The 22,199-nt window shown below is 70.2% G+C and carries 14 protein-coding genes, 1 tRNA gene and 1 pseudogene; 3 read left to right on the top strand and 13 right to left on the bottom strand.

Translation table 11 applies throughout. The annotated features are described in order from the left end of the window. Positions 1 to 21: 21 nt before the first annotated feature. Positions 22 to 915, top strand: a complete 894-nt coding sequence (locus tag ACFYWI_RS15635) for an NUDIX domain-containing protein (RefSeq protein ID WP_389231337.1) — start codon at positions 22 to 24, stop codon at positions 913 to 915. 795 nt (positions 916 to 1,710) lie between these two features. Here the strand turns inward: ACFYWI_RS15635 and fxsT are convergent. After that, positions 1,711 to 4,092 carry an FxSxx-COOH system tetratricopeptide repeat protein gene (fxsT, locus tag ACFYWI_RS15630; protein WP_389231334.1) on the bottom strand — a complete coding sequence of 794 codons (2,382 nt, stop codon included), beginning with the start codon at positions 4,090 to 4,092 and terminating at the stop codon, positions 1,711 to 1,713. A gap of 1,262 nt (positions 4,093 to 5,354) precedes the next feature. Here fxsT and ACFYWI_RS15625 point away from each other — a divergent pair. Beyond that, positions 5,355 to 6,866, top strand: a complete 1,512-nt coding sequence (locus ACFYWI_RS15625; protein WP_389231331.1) for a serine/threonine-protein kinase — start codon at positions 5,355 to 5,357, stop codon at positions 6,864 to 6,866. Between the two features lie 326 nt (positions 6,867 to 7,192). Here the strand turns inward: ACFYWI_RS15625 and ACFYWI_RS15620 are convergent. Both ACFYWI_RS15620 and ACFYWI_RS15615 read right to left on the bottom strand, forming a co-directional pair. Then, positions 7,193 to 8,432: pseudogene (locus ACFYWI_RS15620) on the bottom strand (IS3 family transposase). A gap of 227 nt (positions 8,433 to 8,659) precedes the next feature. Then, a tRNA-Leu gene (locus tag ACFYWI_RS15615) sits at positions 8,660 to 8,744 on the bottom strand. A 177-nt stretch (positions 8,745 to 8,921) separates the two neighbouring features. On the opposite strand from ACFYWI_RS15615, the gene ACFYWI_RS15610 reads away from it, so the two are divergent. Further along, a complete protein-coding gene (locus ACFYWI_RS15610) occupies positions 8,922 to 10,232 on the top strand; it encodes a DUF2254 domain-containing protein (RefSeq protein WP_389231328.1) in 1,311 nt (436 codons plus the stop codon). 32 nt (positions 10,233 to 10,264) lie between these two features. On the opposite strand, the gene ACFYWI_RS15605 is transcribed toward ACFYWI_RS15610, so the two are convergent. The 10 genes from ACFYWI_RS15605 to ACFYWI_RS15560 form a co-directional block, all read right to left on the bottom strand. Then, positions 10,265 to 11,818, bottom strand: a complete 1,554-nt coding sequence (locus ACFYWI_RS15605) for an aldehyde dehydrogenase family protein (protein ID WP_389231325.1) — start codon at positions 11,816 to 11,818, stop codon at positions 10,265 to 10,267. A 773-nt stretch (positions 11,819 to 12,591) separates the two neighbouring features. Next, complete coding sequence (locus ACFYWI_RS15600; protein ID WP_389231322.1) at positions 12,592 to 13,233, bottom strand: HAD family acid phosphatase; 642 nt, start codon at positions 13,231 to 13,233, stop codon at positions 12,592 to 12,594. Positions 13,234 to 13,449: 216 nt separating this feature from the next. Next, positions 13,450 to 14,487, bottom strand: coding sequence for a sugar phosphate isomerase/epimerase family protein (locus tag ACFYWI_RS15595; RefSeq protein ID WP_389231320.1), 1,038 nt, complete (start codon positions 14,485 to 14,487; stop codon positions 13,450 to 13,452). Positions 14,488 to 14,518: 31 nt separating this feature from the next. Continuing rightward, on the bottom strand, positions 14,519 to 15,913 hold the full coding sequence (locus tag ACFYWI_RS15590) for an alkaline phosphatase family protein (protein WP_389231317.1): 1,395 nt from the start codon (positions 15,911 to 15,913) through the stop codon (positions 14,519 to 14,521). After that, on the bottom strand, positions 15,910 to 17,118 hold the full coding sequence (eboE, locus tag ACFYWI_RS15585) for a metabolite traffic protein EboE (RefSeq protein ID WP_389231315.1): 1,209 nt from the start codon (positions 17,116 to 17,118) through the stop codon (positions 15,910 to 15,912). The genes ACFYWI_RS15590 and eboE overlap by 4 nt, the downstream gene beginning before the upstream one ends. A gap of 12 nt (positions 17,119 to 17,130) precedes the next feature. Further along, positions 17,131 to 17,979: a TatD family hydrolase gene (locus ACFYWI_RS15580; protein WP_389231312.1), complete on the bottom strand. Its 849-nt coding sequence runs from the start codon at positions 17,977 to 17,979 to the stop codon at positions 17,131 to 17,133. Further along, entirely contained in the window at positions 17,979 to 18,674 is a 696-nt protein-coding gene (locus tag ACFYWI_RS15575; protein ID WP_389231309.1) for an EboA domain-containing protein, read from the bottom strand. Before ACFYWI_RS15575 ends, ACFYWI_RS15580 begins: the two co-directional genes overlap by 1 nt. Then, complete coding sequence (locus ACFYWI_RS15570) at positions 18,671 to 19,531, bottom strand: sugar phosphate isomerase/epimerase family protein (protein ID WP_389231306.1); 861 nt, start codon at positions 19,529 to 19,531, stop codon at positions 18,671 to 18,673. The genes ACFYWI_RS15575 and ACFYWI_RS15570 overlap by 4 nt, the downstream gene beginning before the upstream one ends. After that, complete coding sequence (locus ACFYWI_RS15565) at positions 19,528 to 20,883, bottom strand: UbiA family prenyltransferase (RefSeq protein ID WP_389231303.1); 1,356 nt, start codon at positions 20,881 to 20,883, stop codon at positions 19,528 to 19,530. The genes ACFYWI_RS15570 and ACFYWI_RS15565 overlap by 4 nt, the downstream gene beginning before the upstream one ends. A gap of 116 nt (positions 20,884 to 20,999) precedes the next feature. Continuing rightward, positions 21,000 to 22,154 (bottom strand): inositol-3-phosphate synthase, encoded by a 1,155-nt coding sequence (locus ACFYWI_RS15560; RefSeq protein WP_389231300.1) that lies wholly within the window; start codon positions 22,152 to 22,154, stop codon positions 21,000 to 21,002. Between the last annotated feature and the right edge of the window lie 45 nt (positions 22,155 to 22,199).

The raw sequence follows: 22,199 nt of genomic DNA, 5'->3' as shown, positions 1-22,199 counted from the left end.
GCCCGATCCGAGATGCTGTTCATGATCACCACCGAGGAACCCCGCGGGACTGCCGCGCTGCTGGTCGATTCCCGCGGCCGGTACCTGCTGCACCTGCGCGACGCGAACAAACCCATTTGTGACCCTGGTACGTGGAGCATCCCGGGAGGCGACCGCGAGGGAGCGGAGTCCTGCCGGGAAGCGGTTGATCGGGAGTTGCGGGAGGAGACCGGCCTCACCGTGCCGCTGGAAGAGTTCACGGTCGTGGACAGTCTGGGCCCGGACGGACATACCAAGGGCCGCATCCGCGTCTACCTCGGCGCCTGGGACGGCGACGCCAACGAACTGCCGTGCCCCGAGGGGATCATGTTCCGGCACTTCGACGCCGCGACCGTCCCGTACCTGACGATGTGCCCCTGGACGAAGGAGGTCATCGACCTCTACCAAGCCCAGGCTCCCGCCCCGCCCACCGTACCGACCCAGATCCGCCCTGGCAGCCAGGCGCGCCTGAACGTCGTCGGCGTGCACCTCTACCTGGAGCAGGACGGCAAGGTGCTGCTCGGCCTGCGCCACCCCGACGCCGCGTTTGCGGCCTCCACCCACCACTTCCTCGCCGGACACTGCGAGCAGGAGTCCGCCGCCGGGTGTCTGGTCCGTGAGGCCAAGGAGGAGGCGGGGTTGGTCATCGACCCCGCCCACGTGGAGCTGGCGCACGTCGTGCACATGGTGGACGAGCCTGGCGGTCAGCCCCGGATCGGGATGGTCTTCCGCACACACCACTGGCAGGGCGAGCCGGTGGTGCGTGAGCCGGACCGGTGTGTCAGCTGGGGTTGGTGGCCGATGGACGCGCTTCCCTCCCCGATCGTGCCCTACACCCGGGCCGCGATCGACGGTATCAAGGCCGGCCGCCTCTACAGCGAACTCGGCTGGATCTGAACCGCCTTGACGACCAATCGGGCTGACGTGACCGGGCGGCGTCCCGGCACTCTTCCTCGATGTGCCGGCGGTCCCTGATCGCCGATCCGAGCCACCTCTCGACGCCCAGCACATCCTACAGATTACGGAGGGCCTCGGAGACATCGCACAACGCATCCACGCAGCCAGCGCCGAGAAGAAGGGCCCACTCTACGAAGCCCTCGGCATCACGATCACCTACGAACACGAAACGAGGACCGCGACCGTAAGGTCGAGGCCCTCGCATCCGTATCGTTATAGCGAGTAGCGAGTGTCCGAGGGGCGATTCGACCACTAACGATACGGTCGTGATCGCCCAAGGGCGTCTCGGGCTGCAAGACCCTCCGGGTGGTCCCACCGTCTCCTTGTGAGAACTGGCTCCTGCCCATCACGACACGGCCAGTCTTCAGGAACCATCAATCGAGTTGCGCCGTCCTACCCACACCCGCCCGCTGCACTACCGTTCCCGGCACGCACGATACTCGCTGATCGAGCCGTGCAGAGATGCCGCGCGACCCGGTGCGCCGCGGTCAGACAGCTCCTCAAGAGCGACTCTGCGGACGGTGCCGCGCACGCCGGTGGGGTCGTCCCCGGAGACGACCATACGGAGGAACATCTCCCGCGCGGAGTCCTGTTCCGCGGTGCTCAGACCGATGAAAGCGTGCTCGGCGAAGTCGCCGTGGGGCAGCAGCGGGCCGGTCAGGCCCGCTGGCGGACGTAACAGCCAGGCCTCTCGCGTGCTCGCCGTTGACGTGTCGAACAGGCTAGCCGGGCGGGTCAAGGGGTGGGTGGTGTTCTGCGGTGCGGCCGTGGTGGCCGGCGCAGTCGGCGTGGGCTGCTGGTGCGCGAGGCGGCCACGATCCGCTCCAGCCCACGGCGGCTGTCCAGGGTGTGGGGATGGTCGGCACCCAGGACGCGAGTGAAGTCGTCGAGGTTCTGCCGATGCAGGTCTTCCGCCTCCCGGTACTCGCCCCGCCTGAACAGGGCGCTGGCGAGGTTGTAGCGGGTGATCAGGGTGTCGGGATGGTCGGGTCCCAGGACGCGGATGCGGTCTTGCAGGTTCTGCCGATGCAGCTGTTCCGCATCCTGATACTCACCCAGGAAGTGCAAGGCCATGGCGATTCCGTTGCGACTTGTCAGGGTGTCGGGATGGTCGGGTCCCAGGACGCGGATGCGGTCTTGCAGGTTCTGCCGATGCAGGTCTTCTGCCTCCCGGTACATACGCACGACCCATAGGGCGGTGGCAAGGTTGTTCCGGCTTCGCAGGGTGTCGGGGTGGTCGGGTCCCAGGACGCGGATGCGGTCCTGAAGAGTCTGTCGGTGCAACTGTTCCGCCTCCCGGTACTCACCCAATTCGTGCATGGTGTTAGCAAGGTTGTTCCGGCTTCGCAGGGTCTCGGGGTGGTCGGGTCCCAGGACGCGGATGCGGTCCTGAAGAGTCTGTCGGTGCAACTCTTCCGCCTCCCGGTACTCACCCAAGAGATACAAGGCGGTGGCGACGCCATTACGGCTCGTCAAGGTGTCCGGGTGATCGGAGCCGAGGACGCGGGCACGATCCTCGAGATTCCGGCGGTACAGGCGCTCGGCCTCTCGGTGTTCACCCAAGAGGTACAGCGCAGTTGCCACTCCGTTGCGACTTGTCAGGGTGTCGGGGTGGTCGGGCCCCAGGGCGCGCATGTCTGCCTGCAGGGCTCGTTGAGCCACCACCAGTTGCAGGGCATGTGCGCCGGCTTCTCTGAGTACACGTCCCAGGACCTGAAGCACGTGCCGAGAGGAAACGAAGGGCTGAGTGATAGCGGGGCCATGCAGGTACACCAAGTGCGGGGCGAGGAGGGCAGCGGTGGGCCAGCCCGGACGCCCGATTTGGCCGATCTCGTCCACATTGACGCTCAGGTGTTCGGCGATGGCCTGATACCAGGAGGTGAGGTCGGCCGTGTCGGTGGCCAAGGCGAGAGCGCTGATCTCCCGAATCAGCGGGTGCAGGGCTACCTGGGCGATGGTGTCGTCACCGGGCGCGCCCGGGGTGGCGCTGTTGGGTGTGGGCGTGTCAAGGAGGCCGTAGCGGTGCAGGCTGGCAAAGGCTGCTTCCAGCATGACGGTGGTGACCGGCTGCCCGGTGACCGTGGCCAGCAAGCCGGGAGTGATCAGGGTGAGAGGAATGGGCGCGGACGCCAAGAGGGCCAGGAGGCGCAGCAGAGGCCGCGCCAGGGGGATGCCGTCGCGGGCGAGCTGATCCAGAGACAGCTCCCAGGTGTGCCTGACCACTCTCCGGGCGGTGTCCGGATCACGGGCGTGTGGGTGCTCCGCTCCCAACAGGTCGGGCATCTCCGCTGCCAAGGCCTGCTGGTAGGCGCGAAGGGTGCGGTAGCGGCTGGTAGGCGTAGCCAGGTAGGCACCCGCAGCACGTAGCGCCAGCGGCAGACCGCCCAGCCGGTCCGCCAACTCCTCCGCCTCCGCAACGCTGCCTGCTTGGGGAGCGGCATCCAGCAATACCTGCCCTGCGGGCGCTGGCGTCAAGGGGGCCAGCGGCACTATGTGTGCGCACGCTCCCCACGTCTGCGCGCCGGCGTCGCGGCTGGTGATCAGCAGCAGGCCGCCGCCGTCCGGGCGGATCCAGCCTCGATAGTCGGCGATCCGCTCGCCGTCCGGGCCGATCGCCTCCGGCTCGTCGGCGTTGTCCACCACAACCAGCCACCGGCGCGCCTGGGCCAGTTGCCGCCAGATGACATCGGGAAGATTCGCTTGCCCGGCCCGCGCCGCCTGCAACTCGTCATCGCCCAGCCCGCATGCCACCGCCACCTGCGTCAGCTGCTGCGCAAGCTGGGTGGTGCCGCGCCAGCGGATCCAGAACACCGCACAACCGACCTGCTCCGCCTGGGCGGCGAGCTGAGCGGCGACAGTGGTCTTGCCCATGCCTCCGGTTGCGCACAGCACCGCCAACCGCCCCTGCGGCCGCTCCAGCAGCCGCTCAAGCTCTGCCAGTTCCCTCTCGCGGCCACGGACCTGCCCGGGATGCGGCGGGCGCAGTGAGCTGTGCCCGGCCTCGGCCAGTCGGCGCACCGCCGTAGTCCTGACTCCGCTGCCGACATCCAGGCGCCGCCCCCACAGCAAGAGCCCCACACAACCGACAGCCAGCATGACGAACAGCGGCCAGATCATCCACGGATTCCGTGCCCACCCAGGCACCGACTCACTCGCATAGTTCGTCACCAGCCCGAGTAAGAACGTCAGCACCGCGCCCGCACCGGACACCGCCGACCCCGCCCACGCCCCCCGCCTACGCCGCACTTGCCCTCCCGACTCGTCGTCCTCCACTTCAGCATGGCGGATCTGCCCGATCACCAGGCGGACCAGAGGAAGTTGCCTGCGATGTGAAGCCCGGCCAGCTAGATGGATGCGGTCCTCTCGCAACGGGGCACGAGGCCGCGCCTGCTTCAAGCGGTTGATGCAGCGCCACGCACGGGAAGGTCAACATCACGCGAGCCACCCTCCGATGACCTAGCGACCGTTGGGGCGGGGTTGCCAGCGAGCGGTGGCGTTGCGCCAGCGCGCAGTGCGAACACCTCGTTGGAAGGGCATGGGCTTGTACCGCGATCAGGAATCGGCTCTGGTGCCTGTCCGATGGCTGCTGGGCGAGTACTGGCTTGACTCGCCTGTGCATGACGACAGTGAGTGCAGATGGTGTGGACAGCTGGGCAAGGGAACGCCTTTGCCTGGGAACCCCGGGCGGATGCCACTGCCAAACGGGGCAAACATTTCCGCCCTGCTCGTGCCTGGCGTTCCTCCAGCTCCGGTGTGTTGATCAACGCGGTGGCGCGGCGTGTGATGCTCGGCTTCGCTGCCGCCGCGATCATCGCTGGCGCGATGTCCGCCGTACTGGCTTGAGTCCGCAGTCGCCTTCGCCTTGCGATCCCGGCGCCGCCTCGATGCGCCCCATGTGGGCACCCTTTCCGCTGCCCGCCACGTCGCACGTATCCGACAACTGGCGGTACGCATGTACGCGCTGATCGTTCCGGCTGCAGTCCCCTTCGTCCTGCTCGGCACCGTGATGGGCCTGTCCTGGTGGGAGGACCATGTCCTGCCACCGCCCAAGGAGCCGGCGGAAGCCCCTGCCGAGGCTCCGTCGACACCAGCGCCCCCAACCGCCGTAGCACAACTCCCCAGCAGCCCGGGCACGAGAGAGCGGTAGGAGTCGTGACGCGCAGCAACAAGGAGCCGGCAGGTGGGCACATCCAGGTACAACCGGCCGGTCCACGGCCTGCCCGAGGTCGAACTTCTCCGGCAGGCTGTGCCGGCACAACAGCTTCGCCTTTGGGCTGGGGCGGACGAAGATCCGGCCCCCAAATCGCGTACGCGTTGAACACCCGCGGTCAGTCCCGCCGTACAACTGAGAAAGGCGAGAGACCGGCGCGCAGCAAGGGATGACAGTGACCGAAGGGCAAGCCACCACGCAGGAGTTGATCGCCGATCGCTATTGGCCGCAGGAGGTCGTACACCGTGAGGAAGGCCGCACCGGCTGGCACGGTCAGGACGTCCGGTTCGGACGGCCGGTTTCCTTGATGGAGGCGCGGCCAGTTCAGGCCACCGGTGCACGCCGCACCGCCGCTCGGATTCTGCGTGAGTCCGAAGCCATGGAGCTGACCTGCCCCGGCCGGGCGGCCACTGTCTTCGACGTCCTGGAGGAGAACGGCGCCGTGTGGACGGTCATGGATCGGATTGAGGGCGCTCCCCTCAGCGACCTCCTGTCGCGAGGCCCGGTCAACTACGTCCGCGCTGCCCGCATAGGCCTGGAGATCCTCGACGTTCTCGCGGCGGCCCATCGTGAAGGCATCACGCACGGCGATCTCAGCCCCGGGCAAGTATTTGTGCGCAAGGACGGCGGAACGCTGGTCGCCGGCTTCGGGCTGCTGGGGAACGTGTCGGCCCCACGCGTTACCGCCCCGTCGTACGCCTCTCCCGAGCAAGCCCGCGGCGAGGGCACGGAACCCGCGTCAGATCTGTGGGCACTTGGGGCAATCTTGTACATGATGGTAGAGGGGCGTCCGCCTGTCCCGGACCGTGGACCGGTCGAGGCGACGCTGCGAGCGGTTGACCTGCGGCCCATCCGACCCCCGCGGAGCGCGGGGTTGCTCGGCCCTGCCATCCAGGGGCTGCTCCGCAGGGACCCGCAGGAGCGCCTGCCCGCGCCGGTGGTCCGCGCGGCGTTCACCCGCATCCTGCGCGAGGATCCCGAGGAACCAAAGCAGGCGGCGCCGCTCCCCTGCCTACGCGACGCGTACGCTGCCGTCCGGCGGACCGGGCGGGTGTGGAGCAGACGAACCGTCGGTCGGCCCGCCCTCCTCAAGGTCCTGGCGCTGGCCATGGTCGGGGCCTCGCTCACCACCCTCGCCCTGACCGGAGGATCGGACGACGGCCCCTCCGCGTCGGACCCCACGCCGCCCCGCCCAGCCCTCAGCGGAACCGCCGACCCTAACTCTTTCTACAACTACGAGGCTCCTGAGGGGTTCTCCATCGACCTGCCCACCGGGTGGAAGCCGCTCGACCGCAGCGGTTCAGCCGATGCGTCCTACCGCGTCACGTTCGGCGCGTCCGGCGACCCTCGCACGCTGGCGATCACCTACAGCGAGCAGCTCGGACCGGACCCCGTCGCAGTCTGGCGGGCATTGGAGCCGTCCCTGAAGCGAGTGTTCGTCGACTACGAGCGGCTGGGCGACATCCGCGCCGCCGACTACCGTGGCCTCGACGCGGCGGACATGGAGTGGTTCTCCGAGGACACCGGTGTCCGCGAGCGCACGCTCGGCCGCGGTTTCCTCATCGGCTCCGGCCGTGGCTTCTCCTTGCGCTGGACGACCCCGGCCGACAACTGGAACGACGCCGCGAACCGGGGCGCGCTGGGCGTCTTCCTGCGCTCCTTCCGGAGCTCCGCCAACTGACCATGCTCCGATGGCCCCGGAGCCGCAACTGCCGTCCCGTCGCATGAGCCATCCACCCGCAGGCAGTTGTCCCAGACCACTTAACCTCTACCTCCCGGCCTAACAAACCACCGCTAGTGACCTGCGCCGGAGATCCGTTGGCAGAAGCGGGCGAGTGAGTCGAGGTTCTCTTCGGCAGTTTTGGTCCAGGTGAAGGGGTGTGGGATTCGCGTTCCACTCCTTGACCCAGGCGCGGATGTCGGCTTCCAGGGAGCGCACGCTTTTGTGGGAACCGCGGCGGATCTTCTGGTCGGCGAGGATGAACCGCTCCGGAATTGGTGGAGGCTCTATGCGTTGGCTCCAGCCGCCGGTCGGGGCTGGTGTTGAGCGTAGTGGTTGGTCTCGTACTCGTGGGGCGGGAGGTCTCCGGTCGCACTGTGGAGGCGCTGGTTGTTGAACCAGTCGACCCATTCCGCGGTGCCGAGTTCGACGTCGGCGAGGCCGTGCCAGGGCCTGCGGGGTTTGATTAGCTCCGTTTTGTAGAGGCCGATCTGAGACTCCATGAGAGCGTTGTCGAGGGCGTCACCGACGGTGCCGATCGAGGCGTCGATGCCAGCCTCGAGGAGGTGCGCGGTGAACGCGAAAGACGTGTATTGGGCGCGTCCGAATGATGCACTAGCCCCGGTCCAGCGGGAGTTGCGGCACGGTCCCGCCGCCACAACGCCATGTCGAGGGCGTCGAGGACGAGCTTGGCCCGCTTGCTCGTGGCGGCGGACCAGCCCACGATCGCCCGGGAGAACACGTCCACGACGAACGCGACGTAGACGATGCCGGACCAGGTGGCGACGTAGGTGAAGTCCGCGACCCATCGCTCGTTCGGCCGGGACGCGGTGAAGTCGCGTTGCAGCAGGTCCGCGGCCCGCTCATGGCCCTCGTCCCGGATGGTGGTGCGGATCTTCGTCCCTCGTCGGGCGCCCTGGAGGCCGAGGTCGCGCATCAGCCGGGCGACGGTGCAGCGGGCCACCGGTATGCCCTCGCGATGCAGTTGCCGCCAGACCTTTCGGACCCCGTAGACGCTGAAGTTGTCCGTGTGGACGCGGCTGATCTGCGTCTTCAGTTCCGCGTCACGGACGGTCCGGGTGCTGGAAGCACGGTTCTTGGCGGCGTAGTAGGTGCTCGTCGCGATCTTCAGTCCGTGGCTGGTCAGGACTCGGCAGATCGGCTCGACTCCGAACACCTGGCGGTGCGCGTCGATGAAGGTTACGAGCGCTTCGACGGCCGGTCGAGCTCGGCCGCGAAGAAAGCCGAGGCCGCCTTGAGGATCTCGTTGGCCCGTCGCAGCTCGGCGTTCTCGGTTTTGAGCCGCCTGATCTCCGCGGCCTCCTCAGAGGTGACGCCGGGACGCTGGCCGGCGTCGACCTGGGATTTGCGGACCCACGTCCGCACTGTCTCCGCGGCACCGATGCCCAGCTTCGCGGCGACCGCCTTCATCGCGGCCCACTCGGTCGGGTAGTTGGGGCGGATCTCCGCGACCATGCGCACTGCACGCTCACGAAGCTCGGCAGGGTAGGGGGATGGACGAGCCATGACTCGATCCTCTCAGGGAATCGAGCCTCCACCAGACCCGGAGCGGTTCAGGCATGTCCTGTTTCCGCAGGTGAGAGGCGCAGTACCTGGACCGCCACCGCCCCACCCCCTCACCGAGCCGATCACGAGGCTTGAAGTCCCCAGGAACGACGAAATACCGGTGAGTCACATGAACTCGACCGGTAATTCGTGAACGCTTCGGAACGATCTCGTGAACGTCCCGCGAGTGTCCGAGGGGGGACTTGAACCCCCACGCCCGATAAAGGGCACTAGCACCTCAAGCTAGCGCGTCTGCCATTCCGCCACCCGGACCAGGTGTGTTCGCACCGGAGAGTGATCCCCGGCGGCGACATGGACAACAATACCAGGGGTTTGAGGTGCCTCTCACCTGCATATCCGGTGGTCAGTGGGGTGTGCTGGGGTGCCCGGAGCAGGGTGCGTACAGTGTGTACCGGTGCGTATACGCTGCGTGAGACTACCGTCGGGTGCGTGAGTGATGGCAGCTATCGACGGCCCAGGGCGCTCTCCCCCCTGCGCGAGCATCTGCGGGACACCTTCTGGTTCGCGCCCAGCCTGGCGCTCGTGCTCGTGTGTGTGCTGTGGTGGGCGGCCGACTCTCTCGACGCCCTGATCCTGGACTCTCTCCAGGAGGCCGGGCAGTACGACGACGTCCACTACCTCACCGGGATCGCCGAGGACGCGAAGACGATCGTCACCACGATCAGCGCGGCAATGATGACCTTCATCGGTGTCGTCTTCAGCATCTCGCTGGTGGCCGTGCAGATGGCCGCCGGGAACTTCAGTCCCCGTGTCGTACGGATCTTCATCCGGAGCCGGATCAGCAAGCTCACCTTCTCGGTGTTCCTGGCGACGTTCCTGCTGTCGCTGCTCGTGCTGACGGCGTACGACAGCGAGAGTGATCCGGCGCTGGTGAAATCCGTCCCGCTGGTGCAGAGCGCGCTGACGCTTCTCATGGTGGCGCTCAGCCTGGTGCTGTTCATCGCCTATGTGACGCAGACGCTGCAACTGATGAAGGTGGGACCCGTGGTGGAGCGGGTGACCAAGGAGTCGCTCCATGTGCTGGCCAAGATGCCGGTGCAGGAGGCGGAGGGGGAGCCGCTGCCCGCCGAGGTCGGCAGGGTGAATCATCAAGGGCGGTCCGGGACGCTGCGGGATGTGCACGTGGCGCGGCTGGTACGCATCGCGCGGCGACGCGGGGTCGTACTGCGGTTGATCCCCCGGATCGGGGACTTCGTTGTGCCGGGGATGCCGGTGATCGCCGTGCACGGGGAGCCGGGGCACGTGCCGGTCCGGTGGGCGCTGCGGTCCACCGTGTCGGTCGGGGTGGAGCGTACGTTCCACCAGGATCTCGGGTTCGGGCTGCGGCAGCTGTCCGACATCGCGCTGCGGGCGCTCTCGCCGGCTGTGAACGACCCGACCACCGCCGTGCAGTGCCTGGACCGGATCGTGCTGTTCCTGGCGATGGTCTCGAACCGGCCGCTGGGAGCCGTGCACCACCGGGACACCAAGGGGGTGGTGCGGCTGGTTCAGGACGTGCCCGAGTGGGGCGATCTCGTCGATCTCGGGTTCACGGAGATCCGGGGGTGCGCCGTGGGGAGCCCGCAGGTGTCCCGGCGCATGGTGGCCGGGATCGACGATCTGCTGCGGTTCGTCCCGGACGAGCGGCGAGAGCCGCTGGAGCGGCATCGGGCGCTGCTCGTGCAGGCTGTGGAGAGGGCCGTGCCCGAGGCGGCCGAGCGCGCGTTCGCGCTGGAGCCCGACCGCCAGGGCATCGGATAGGGGCCGTTACGCGTTGAGCCGGACCGGGACCGTTACGCGTTGAGCTGGTAGTCCGGGAAGTTGCCCGGCAGCCGCTCCCCCGCCGGTCCTTCCGTCACCGCCCGGACCAGCAGTTCGCCGCCGACGAAGGCACCCCGCCATGACGCGCCGAAGCCGCCGAAGAGTTCGTCGCGGTCACCGCGGGAACGGGGCTTTCCGTGGCCCGTCTTGAAGGCCCGGATCTGCGGGGCGAGGCGCTCGAACGTCTCCGGGTCGTCCGTCGACAGGGTCGCGACGAGTGCGCCGTTGGAGGCGTTCATCGCCGCCAGCAGTTCCGCCTCCGTGTCGACCAGGACGATCGTGTCGACCGGCCCGAAGGGTTCCGCGTGGTGGAGCGGGGAGGACGGCGGCGGGTTGAGGAGAGTGACCGGCGGGAGATAGGCGGAGGTGTCCTGGCCCGGGAGGAAACGGCCTTCGGCGAGCGAGCCCCGGTGGAGCGGGACCGCGCCGCGGCCGATGGCCTCGGCCACCTGGTCGGTGAGTTCCTTGGCCTTGGCCGCGTTGATCAGCGGGCCGAAGTCCAGGGTGGGCAGCGGTTCGTCCGCGTTCTCGACCGCCAGCGGGTGGCCGGTGCGGATGTCGCGTACGGCGGGAAGGTACGCGGCCAGGAAGTCCGCGAACGCCTCGCGCTGGACGACGAATCGCGGGTACGCCGTACAGCGTTGCTTGCCGTAGTCGAAGAGCTTGGGGATGACCGCGGTCAGGGCCGGCCAGTCCGTGTAGTTCCAGATGCCCCAGGTGTTCAGTCCCTCCTGCTCCAGGATGTGGCGCTTGCCGAGGTCGGCGACGGCGGTGGCGATACGGGCGCCGGTGTCGCGGCCGCCGACGAAGGAGACGCAGCCGATCTCAGGGGAGCGCACCAGGGCCTCGGACAGTTCGCCGCCGCTGCCGCTGAGCAGGGTGATCGGGATGCCCTCGCGGGCGGCGAGCGCGCACGCCAGGGTGAGGCAGGCGACGCCGCCGTCGGTCGGAGTCTTGGCGATCACCGCGTTGCCGGCCAGGGCCTGCACCAGCATGGCGTGCACCAGGACGGACATCGGGTAGTTCCAGCTGGCGATGTTGGAGACCGGGCCGTCCAGTGGGGAACGGTCGGTGAGCATGGGCTCGATGCCCTCGACGTACCAGCGCACTCCGTCGATCGCACGGTCGACGTCGGCCTGGGCGAGCCGCCAGGGCTTGCCGATCTCCCAGACCAGGAGCATGGCGAGCAGTTCACGGTGTTCGGTCAGGGCGTCGAGGGCGGCGCCGACGCGGGCGCGGCGCTCGGACAGCGGGACGTGCCGCCAGGCGCGGTGCTGGTCGAGCGAGGCGCGTACGGCCTGCTGCGCGGTGGCCGCGTCCAGGCGGGGCGGTCCCGCGATGGGGCTGAGGTCGACGGGGCTGGTGGCGGGCAGGGCGCGGCCGTCGGGGCGCCAATGCGCCGCCCAGAGGTTGAGTACGCGGTCGTCCCGGAAGGACTCGGGTGCGGCGGCGAGACAGCGCTGCCAGGCATCGGGCCAGGCGGTGCCCGGCTTGAGGGCGAGGTTGGGGATGGGGGTGGGTGCCATGAGGTGGTCTCCGCTCGTCAGGGGCGGGAGGGTCAGGCCGTCTGTGGTGGGTGGGGCGTCGGCCCCGAGTCATGGGCCGTGAGTAAGGAGCGCTTGATGGCAGCAGGTGCCATGAGCCCTTGGTCTCGGTCCGTGCACCGCGGGCCATGCCTTGTGAGCATGCCCGCCGGAGGGTGGGCGGCCGGCTCGCACACGCCGGTCGCCTCCCTGGATGGTCGGTGTCAGCCGTGTGCCTCCGCAAGACGGCCCGGTACCGGGTGGGGGTCGCGGTAGGCGTCGCGCCGACCCGTGCTCCCGCTGCTTCGAGTGCCTGCTGCTCGGGCTTCGGCCGTGCGACGGCGAGATGATTTCGGTGTGTCCGGGTCCTTCGAAGGGGGCGCGGCAGTCGATGTGGGTGGTGCCGACGACCGGGGCTCCGCCAATGCCGATCGCCGATCGCCGACGGGAAACGTACGTCCCGCCGCTCGTACATGAGTTGACCGGTGAGCGTGCCCGACGCGGAGACCAGGCCGGCGGGGTCGCTGTGATCTGCCTGTTGTGCCCGTCGGGTGCCGGCATCTACGGCTTCGCCTTCAAGGGCGCCGTTCGGTGACGAGGCGGGCTTCGCGGGCGGGATCGCGGACACGGCGACGCCGCCGCAGGCGGCGGAACGACACGGGACGCGGGGTGATCGGTCGGCGGTCCGACCGGTACGGCCGCGTGCAGTGTCCGGTCGTCGTGCGACGGGTGGCCGCGGCGGCCGGGAGACCGGTCGCCGCAGGCACCCGGCAGTGTTACGACAACTGGCCGTCGTAGTCGGGCAGCTTGAAGGTCCGCTCGGCGTGACCGCCGACGAGGTCGGTGGTGTTGTTGCCGATGTTCGCGATGATGGTGTAGCCCTTGGCCTCGATCTCGGCGCGCTTCTCGGTCTTGTACGCGCTGACCTCCTCGAAGAGGTCCGGCAGGTCCCGCACGTACAGCCCGTCGACCGGGTAGCCGGCCTTCTTCAGGTTCCAGTCCGTGAGCGAGTAGATGATGCCCGGGCGGGCGGTGACGAAGAAGATGGCGACGCCTCGGGAGTCCGCGTAGCGGGCGAGGTCGCGGACCTGCTCGACCGCGGGGGTCGGCAGCTCCCAGAAGTAGTGGAAGTCGGTCTCGAGCGAGGTGTTGTCGATGTCGAGGACGATCGCCCGCTTCTCGCCGGACGCCTGCGCGGTCCGCTGCTGGATGTAGGGGCGGGCGACGGCGACGACGGCCGCCACATCGCGCTGCCAGGTCCGGTAGTCGACGTCCGTGGTCTGCGCGGCGGCAACTGCGGTGCGGTTGCTGGCGATCGCCGCGTCGGGTTCGGTGGCGGAGGCCGCGGGGACGGCCGTCGTGAGGGCCGCGACAGCGAGGGCTGCCGCTGTTCCGGTACGCCATTGACGTGCATGCATGGGGGGTTCTCCTGGTTTCGGCGTTGCTCAGGGAAAGCCCCTTCGTCCGGGGCGGCCGAAGGGGCGTTGGCATGCTCGCGTTCAATGATGGACGGAATGAAACATTCCCTCTACTGGTCGGTAGCGCCAATTGGTGGGCTCGTCGTTCCGAGCACGCGAACCGCCCGTCGGCGCGGGTTCACCGACGGGCGGGGGGACATGGCACCGCGTCGCGCCCTAGCAGTCCTTCTCACGCAACGAGTGCAGGTGGGCGCTGGACTTGCGGGCGAAGGCGAACGACTCGACAGGGTTGTCGTGCTCCGCCTGCCAGTGGTGGGCCAGGCGTCCGCCGCGGGTTCGGGTCACGGCGGAGATGAAGCGCTGGTAGTCGATGTCACCGTCGCCGACGTCCACCATGCGGTAGCCGTCACGCGTACTCGCGTCATGCTCGCCGTCCTTGACATGGAACAGGGGATAGCGGTCCGGCTGATCGAGGACGTATCGCAGCGGGTCGAAGGGGGCGGGAGTCCCGTCGACGCGCTTGCTGAAGCGGAACTGGCCCGCGTACGCCCAGTAGATGTCCATCTCCAGGTAGACGAGATCGGGGTCGGTCTCGGCGAGCAGTACGTCGTACAGACGCACGTCGGGCCTGTCGGTGGCGAAGGAGAACTCTTCGGCGTGGTTGTGCTGGTAGAACTTCATGCCGCGCCTCCTCGCCTCGGCGCCGTAGCGGTTGAAGTCCTCTGCGCAGCGCTTCCAGCCGTCGACGGTGGCTCCGTAGCGCCAGGGGCCGGAGGCGGTGCCGATGTGCTCGAGGCCGAGGGCCTGGGCGTCGTCGAGGACCTTGGTCAGGTTCTGGGCGAAGCTGTAGGCGTTCGGGTCGCTGTCGTTGTAGTAGTTGACGTGGCTGCCGATGCCGCGAAGGCCGTGGTCGCGGGCGAGCCGCCGCAGCTGGGGAAGGGTGATGGCCCCGGTGGCGCCCTGGGTGTAGCCGGCGTACTCGATCTCGTCGTATCCGTAGCGCTCCAGCTCCGCGAAGACCTTGGCGAAGCCGAGGGTGGAGACCTTGTCGCGCAGTGAGTAGAGCTGAATGCCGAGGCGGCCGGGCGGCAGTACGGGGCGGCCGTGACCGCGGCCTTGGGCGGCGGCCGGAGTGGCGGCGGCGCCGATGCCGAGGAGGGCCGCCGCGCTCGCTCCCGCGGCGACCGAGAGCATGCCTCGTCTGCTGAGCTTGCGGGCCAGTTCGGGGTCGTCGGCCTTGCTGTTGCGGCTCATGCGGGGAACTCCTTGTCAGTGCAGTGCGTTGTCAGTGCAGTCCGGCAAGCCGGAGGAGCAGGGACTTCACATCGGCGGCCGCGATGCGGCCACCGACGGCGCGGGGGGTGGAGCACAGGATGAGCGGCCCGGTGTCACTTTCGTCGCTCGCGGGGAGGCGGCCGTGGCTGCCCCGAACAGGTGACGGGTCCAGGGGTACGACCGCGAGGCGGTAGCGCATTCCGAGCTTCTTGCGGGCGATCGCCGTGGCCGCCTTGAGGCGTACGTAAGGGTCGAGGGGATCCATGAACAGCTCGACGGGGTCGTAGCCGGGCTTGCGGTGGATCTCGACGAGCTGCGCGAAGTCGGGCGCGAGGTCGTCGTCGAGCCAGTAGTAGTACGTGAACCAGGCGTCGGGTTCGGCGACGGCGACGAGTTCGCCGGAGCGCGGATGGTCGAGGCCGTTCGCCTTCTTGCCGTCGTCGTCGAGGAGTTCGTCGATACCGGGCAGGCCTGTGAGGGCCTCGCGGGTGGCCTCGAGGTCCTCGGGGCGGCGGACGTAGATGTGGGCGAGCTGATGGTCCGCGACGGCGAAGGCGCGGGAGGCCATGGGGTCGAGGTACTCCATGCCGTCCTGGGTGTGGACCTCGAGGAGGCCGGCGCGGCGCAGTGCCCGGTTGATGTCGATGGGGCGGCTGACGCGGGTGATGCCGTACTCGGACAGGGCGACGACGGTCCGGCCTTCGCGCTCGGCGTCCGCGAGCAGCGGGGCGATGACCGCGTCGAGGTCGGTGGCGGCCTGGTGGGAGCGGGGGTCGTCGGGGCCGTAGCGCTGCAGGTCGTAGTCGAGATGCGGCAGATAGCACAGGGTCAGGTCGGGGTGACGGGTGTTCATGATGTGCCGGGTGGCGTCCGCGATCCACCGGCTGGAGACGATGTCGGCGCCCGGGCCCCAGAAGTGGAAGAGGGGGAAGGTGCCGAACTTCTGGGTGAGTTCGTCGTGCAGGGCCGGGGGCCGGGTGTAGCAGTCGGGCTCCTTGCGGCCGTCGGCGTAGTAGACGGGACGGGGGGTGACGGTGATGTCGGTGTCGGCGCCCATCGCGTACCACCAGCAGATGTTGGCGACGGTGTAGCCGGGGTGGGTGCGGCGGGCGGCGTCCCAGATCTTGTCGCCGTGGACGAGGCCGTTGTGCTGGCGCCACAGCAGGACCTCGCCGAGTTCGCGGAAGTACCAGCCGTTGGCGACGATGCCGTGTTCGGCGGGCAGTGCTCCGGTGAGGAAGGTGGACTGGGCGGCGCAGGTGACCGCGGGCAGCACGGTCGACAGGGCGGCCTGTGAGCCTGAGCGGGCCAGGGCCTTGAGGTGGGGCATGTGCTCGAGCAGCCGGGGCGTGAGACCGACGACGTCCAGAACGAGGAGGGGGGTGGGTCGCTCGGTGTCGTTCATGGAAGTTCCTTGAGGCCGAGGTCGGTCAACAGGTCGCGGGCCAGGGTGAGTTCGGCGGCGATTCCGTCGGCGAGCTGCGTGCGGTTGCGGGGGCGCAGCTCGGACGGGAGGGCCTGCCAGGTGTAGGTCTCGACCTCGAGATGGCGGGTGCGGGGGGCGGCACCGCCGACGAGCCGGGTCAGGGTGTCCTGGAGCACGTGCAGGGTGGAGGTGAGCGGCGCGGCGGGCGGGGCGTGCAGCGGGACGTGGAAGTGGGCGCGCCAAGGGGCGGCGTCGGGAAGCGTCCGGCCGGCCAGTGCCTCGGAGAGGTCGTCGGTTCCGCGCAGCCCGGCGACGGACGGGGTCTCCCCCGCTCGGTGAGGCCGGGGAAGGGTGCGGGTCTGGTGCAGGAAGCGGGGCTCGGCGAACGCGGCGAGTGCCTTGCGCACCTCGGGCAGATGGGGTTCCTCGGCGTGCAGTGCGGCGGACAGCTGTGCCTTGGGGATGGTGATGCCGGCCGCGGTGATGGCTCCGATGGCGGTCTCGGGGTCTTCGAAGGAGGTGGCGAGGTGGCAGGTGTCGATGCAGATGCCGATCCGGTTGCCGGCTGTGGCCGCGACTGCGGTGAGCGGGCCTATCGCGTCGGCGGTGGTCTCCACGGTGCAGCCGGGTTCGGGTTCGAGGGCGATCCGGATGGACTTCCCGGTGAGGTCCTCCAGCGCGTCCAGGCGTTCGGCGAGAGTCGCGAGGGCGCTGCAGGCGCTGGTTTCGGCGGCCTCGTCGAACCCGGTGCGCCAGGCGAGCGGCAGGGTGGAGATGCTGCCTTCGGTGACGTCGTCGGGCAGCAGCGCGGCGAGGAGCCGGGCCAGGTCGGTCGTGTGGGCCAGGCGCTCTGGATCGGTCCAGTCCGGCGTGTAGACGCGGTACTTGACCTCTTCGGCGCCGAACCCTTCGTACGGGAAGCCGTTGAGTGTGACGACTTCCAGCCCGCGGCGCTCCAGTTCGGCGCGCAGGCCGCGCAGTGCGGCCGGGTCGGTGATCAGGGAGTGGGCGGCGTCCTTGGCGAGCCACAGGCCGATGCCGAGGCGGTCCCGGCCGAGGCGCTTGCGTACCGGCTCGCAGTGGTCGCGCAGCTGTGCGAGGACGCCGTCGAGGGTCTCGGCGGGGTGGACGTTGGTGCAGTAGGAGAGATGGACGGTGGAGCCGTCGGGGTGGCGGAAGCGCATCCGGTGGCCTCCTCATTCCCCGCCGCGGAGGATGGAGTTGCCCTCGTGCAGGCCTTCCGGTTCGGGCACATCGAGCTGGAGGCGGCCGCTGAGGCCGTAGAAGGCGACGGGGTTGCGCCACAGGATCCGGTCGACGTCGTCCTCGCAGAAGCCGGCGGCGAGCATCGCGTCGCCGACCTTGCGGGTCTTGAGCGGGTCGCTCCTGCCCCAGTCGGCGGCCGAGTTGACCAGGATCTTCTCGGTTCCGTAGGTCTTGAGGACCGCGATCATGCGGTCCTCGTCCATCTTGGTGTCGGGGTAAATGGAGAAGCCGAGCCAGCAGCCGCTGTCGGTGGCGTGCTTCACGGTCGTCTCATTGAGGTGGTCGAGCAGGACGCGGTCGGCCGGCAGGTTCGACTCGCGGATGACGTCGACGGTGCGGTGCAGGCCGGCGAGCTTGTCGCGGTGCGGGGTGTGGACGAGGGCGGGCAGGCCGTGGTCGGCGGCCAGCTGGAGCTGGGCGGCCAGTGCGGTGTCCTCGGCGGGGGTCATGGAGTCGTAGCCGATCTCGCCGACGGCGACGACGGAGTCCTTGACGAGATAGCGCGGCAGGGCGTCCAGGACAGGGGTGCAGCGGGGGTCGTTGGCCTCTTTGGGGTTGAGGGCGATCGTGCAGTGGTGGGCTATTCCGTACTGGGCGGCGCGGAAGGGTTCCCAGCCGAGGAGTGCGTCGAAGTAGTCGAAGAAGCTGGCCGGCGAGGTGCGGGGCTGGCCGAGCCAGAAGGAGGGTTCGACGAGGGCGCGCACGCCAGCGGCGTACATGGCCTGGTAGTCGTCCGTGGTGCGGGAGGTCATGTGGATGTGGGGGTCGAAGATGCGCATCAGAACTCCTCAAGCCGATCGGACTGCTCGTCGGCGTGGCGACCGGACTGCTCGCGGGGACGGGGGCAGGGGTGTTCGCCGGGGTGCTCGCGGGTCAGGGTCAGCACGCGATCAAGGTCGTGGGGGATGTCGCGGCCGGCTGCGGTGCGCTCGGCGGCGTAGTCGGTGAGCATCCGGGCGAGCTCGTCGTCGCCCGGGGCCCGGCGGCCCAGGTCGGCCACGTCGTCGAGGGGTACGCCGGTGAACAGGCACTTGAGGACGGCGTGCCGCCAGGCGTGGGCGTCGAGGTGCTGGGCGGCATAGGGGCCGACGGCGGCGGCGACGAGCCGGGTGTCGTTGGTGCGCAGGGCGTCGTCGACGAGGGGCAGGGCGAGCGGGCTGTCGACGAGGGCGGGCAGGGCGAGAAGCACGGCGCGGCGTTCCGCGGCGGAGCCCTGCTGGTAGAGGCGGGTGAGGGTGTCCAGGCCCGCGCGGGCCTGGATGAGAAGAAGGATGCGTACCGAGTCGGCGTTGTCCTGGCCGCAGTGCCGGCCGGCGGCGGCGAAGCGGAGTTCCCAGGTGTGCGCGGCGTACGGGGAGAAGGCGGCCGGGTGCGATTCGGCGGCGGCGCGTGCGGCTTCGACGAGGGCGTCGTCGAGCCAGGCGCGGGCGGTGCCGTCGAGGTGTACGCCGAGTTCCCCATCGGTCCGGGTCACGATGCCGGTGCTCCCTTCGCGCGGAGGAACTCGATCGAGGTGCGGGCGAGTCCGGGGCCCGCGTGGGAGTGGCGGGGCAGTTCGACGACGGTGAGGCCCTGATAGCCGGTCGCGGCGAGGGCTTCGAGCACGGGCGGGAAGTCGATCTCGCCGTCGCCGAACGGGAGGTGTTCGTGGACGCCGCGGCGCATGTCCTCGATCTGCACGTGCCGCAGCCAGGGGGCGGCCTCCCGGACGCAGTCGGCCGGGGGTGCGGGCTCCAGGCACTGGCAGTGGCCGATGTCGAGGGTGAGACCGAGGGGTGCGGGGTTGCCGAGACCGGTACGCAGATGGTGGAAGTCGGCGAGGGTGGCGAGGAGGTGGCCGGGCTCGGGCTCGATCGCGACCGGTACGCCCACGGCCGCGGCGGCATCGAGCACGGGCAGGAGTGCCTCCTCCAGGCGCTTCCACGCGGTGTCGGGGTCGGTGCCGGACGGGGTGATGCCACTGAAGCAGTGCACGGCGTGCGCCCCGAGGTCGGCGGCGACACGCACGGCCGTGATCAACAGCCGGGTGCGGGCGGCCCGGGCGTCCGGTTCGGGGTCGAGGAGGGAGGGGCCGTGCTTGCGGCGGGCGTCGAGTACGTAGCGTGCGCCGGTCTCGACGGTCGCGGTGAGTCCGAGGTCGTGCAGGCGCCGGGCCACGTGGGCGGTACGGGCGGCGAGGTCGGGGGCGAGCGGGTCGAGGTGCATGTGGTCGAGGGTCAGCCCGACACCGTCGTACCCGAGATCGGCGAGGAGAGCGAGGGCGTCGTCGAGGCGGAGGTCGGTGAGGCCGTTGGTGCCGTATCCGAGGCGGAGGCCGGAGTGCGTGATCACGTCGGGCTCACCCTCCGTGCGAGCCGGCGGGCGAGTGGTGCGAGCCCCATGACGGCGAGTCCGGTGCCCTTTGCCCCGGCGCGGGCGGCGAGGGCGGCCTGGAGGGGGATCATGGCGCGGATGCCACCGCCGACGGCGCGTTGGGTGAGGGGCGGGGAGGGGTTGAGGGCGGCGTGGAGGAGGGGCTTGGCGGTGTTGTGGAGGTAGACGGCGGTGAGGAGGTGGGTGGTGGCCTCCCCCGCCGCCGGGGTCAGGCCCGTTCCCCCGTTGCGCGCGCCGGGCCGGGCCGGGTGCTGGTCCGCCGACCGGGCGGATGCGCGGGAGTCGCGACGCGGTCGTGCCGCGACGGCAGCGATTGCCACCGCGGCGGCGAGGGCCCCCAGGGGCGTGAGGGTCGAACCGCCTTGTGCCTCATGGCGGGAGACCGCGGTGACGGCGTAGGTGTGCGCGGCCAGCAACGCGGCGGCGGGCAGCGCGCCGGGTAGGCCGTGGACATGGGCGTGGGGACCGGGTGCGCCGGGACCGCCGGACCGGCCGGCCCCGGCGCGTCTCGAGGACCGCACGGAGCTCGGCGTGCTCTGCCGCAATCGGCTCGCGCCGGAGGCAGACCCGCCCCCAGGTGCGTCGGAGGGCAACGGTGTGTCCGATCCGGCTCCGGGCACGGGCCTTCGCCCGGGTGCCTGAACTGCCCCGCTCGGCACGTCGGGCGTCGTATCTGGGGCGGCGGCCGGCGCGGCGCGCAGGCCTTGGGCATGGGCGGCGCGTGCGCCTGCAGCGGTCGGCGGCCGGGGCGGGCTGTCAGGTGCCGGGCCGGGTACGGGACTTCGTCCCACGGCGTTCGCGCCGCCGGGTGGGACGGGCCGGAGCGGCGCGCGGCGCGCGGGCCCGGACACCGTTGCCGTCGCGCCCAGCAGGAGGTCCAGGCCGCGGGCCGTGGCCATGGCCACCGGGCCGGCCTCGGTGTGCTTCAGGTGGAGGTCGTAGGACCAGACCGTTGCCGACAGGGCGGTCGCGACCGCGAGGGCCGGGCGGCCCGCTCGGGCCGCAAGGGCAAGGCCCGCGGCCGTCAGGGCTGCCGAGGCCGCCAGGGCCGCGCCCGGGGTGATGCGGCCCGAGGGGATCGGACGGTGAGGGCGGTCCACGGCGTCCTCGCCACGGTCCGACCAGTCGTTGAGCGCCATGCCCGCCTCGTACAGACACAGGGAGGCACCCACGGCGAGTGCCGTGCCCCGGTTGGGGCGCAGACCCACGGCAGCGGCGCCTGCCAGGGCGTCGCCCGGGACGGTGAACAGGGCAGAGACACGCAGCAGTTCGGCCCAGGCCCGCAAGGCGCCACCACGCGTGCCGGGCATGGGCGCGGTCCGCCCGGGGCCCGGCAGGCGTGGCTGCTCGGCGGGTGGAACCGCAGAGCGGGGACGCGCCGGACCCGCTGCCAGGCCCTGTCCGAGTCGCAGCAGAAGGAACCGGATCACCTCGCCTCCCGCAGGCGGTCGGCGAAGGACAGGAGCGACTCGAACTGGTCGGCCAGCGCCGCCGGGCCGCCGTCCGGATCCTTGAAGTAGAAGCCGAGCTCCGGGAGCGGTCCGGACAGGCCCGCCTCGTGGGCGCGGGCGACCAGGCGGGCCAGGTCCAGGACCAGCGGCGCGGCGAGGGCCGAGTCGCAGCCCTGCCAGATGGTCTGGAGGATCATCCGCGAGCCGAGGAAGCCCTCGAAGGCGATGTGGTCCCACGCCGTCTTCCAGTCGCCGAGCGCCGGGACGTCGTCGATGTGGACCTCGCCCTCCGGCGTGTGGCCCAGAGTGTCGGCGAGGACGCGCTCCTTGCCGGCGTTCTTGGCGGCCGCCGCGGCCGGGTCGGCCAGGGCGGCTCCGTCGCCGCCGCCCAGGAGGTTGGTCCCGGACCAGGCCCGTACGGACAGGGCACGTTGGACGAACATCGGGGCGAGTACGGAGCGCAGCAGCGTCTGACCGGTCTTGCCGTCGCGGCCCGCGTGGGGAAGTCCACTGGCCGCGACGGTGTCGGCGAGGGCCGCGTGTCGCAGCCCGGTGGAAGGGGTGAAGTTGACGTACGGGCAGCCGGCACGCACCGCCGCGGCCGCGTACAGCGAGCTCGGCGGCAGCCGTACGACGCCCGGCTCCGGCAGCGGCTCGGTGGAGGAGACGTTGACGACGACAACCCGCGCCAGCCCGTGGCGCTCGCGGAAGTCGCCGAGATCCGCGGCGAAGGCGGTGATGAGCTCCTCGTCCGTGCGGGTGTCTCCGGACTGCGGCCCTCCGGCGCGTATCTCCTCGTCGGCCGCCGCGAGTTCGCCGCGGACGGCCGTGACGAGGCCGTGCGGCAGTACCCCGGCGTCGGTGAGTGTCTCGGCCCGCTTGGGCAGCGGGCAATGGGCGGTGTCGTGTCCGCCGAAGACGAGCGCGGGCAGGGGAGGCAGACCGGCATCGGCGAAGGGTGCTGTTTCGGTGACCATGCCGGTCGGCGGGTGCAGTCCGGCCGTGACGGCCGCCCAGCCCGCCACGGCTGTGGTGGCCACCGATCCGCGCGCTCCGACGAACCAGACTCCTGTGCGTCCGGTGCCTTCGGAGCGTCCATTTCCGTGGGTCACGGTCTGACTCCCTGCCATTGGGTGTGGTGGAGACGGCGGGCGGGGGGTACGGCGCCTCCCCGC

The organism is Streptomyces sp. NPDC002889 (assembly GCF_042888425.1).
GTDB lineage: Bacteria > Actinomycetota > Actinomycetes > Streptomycetales > Streptomycetaceae > Streptomyces.
This window is presented reverse-complemented; position numbering and strand designations above follow the sequence as displayed.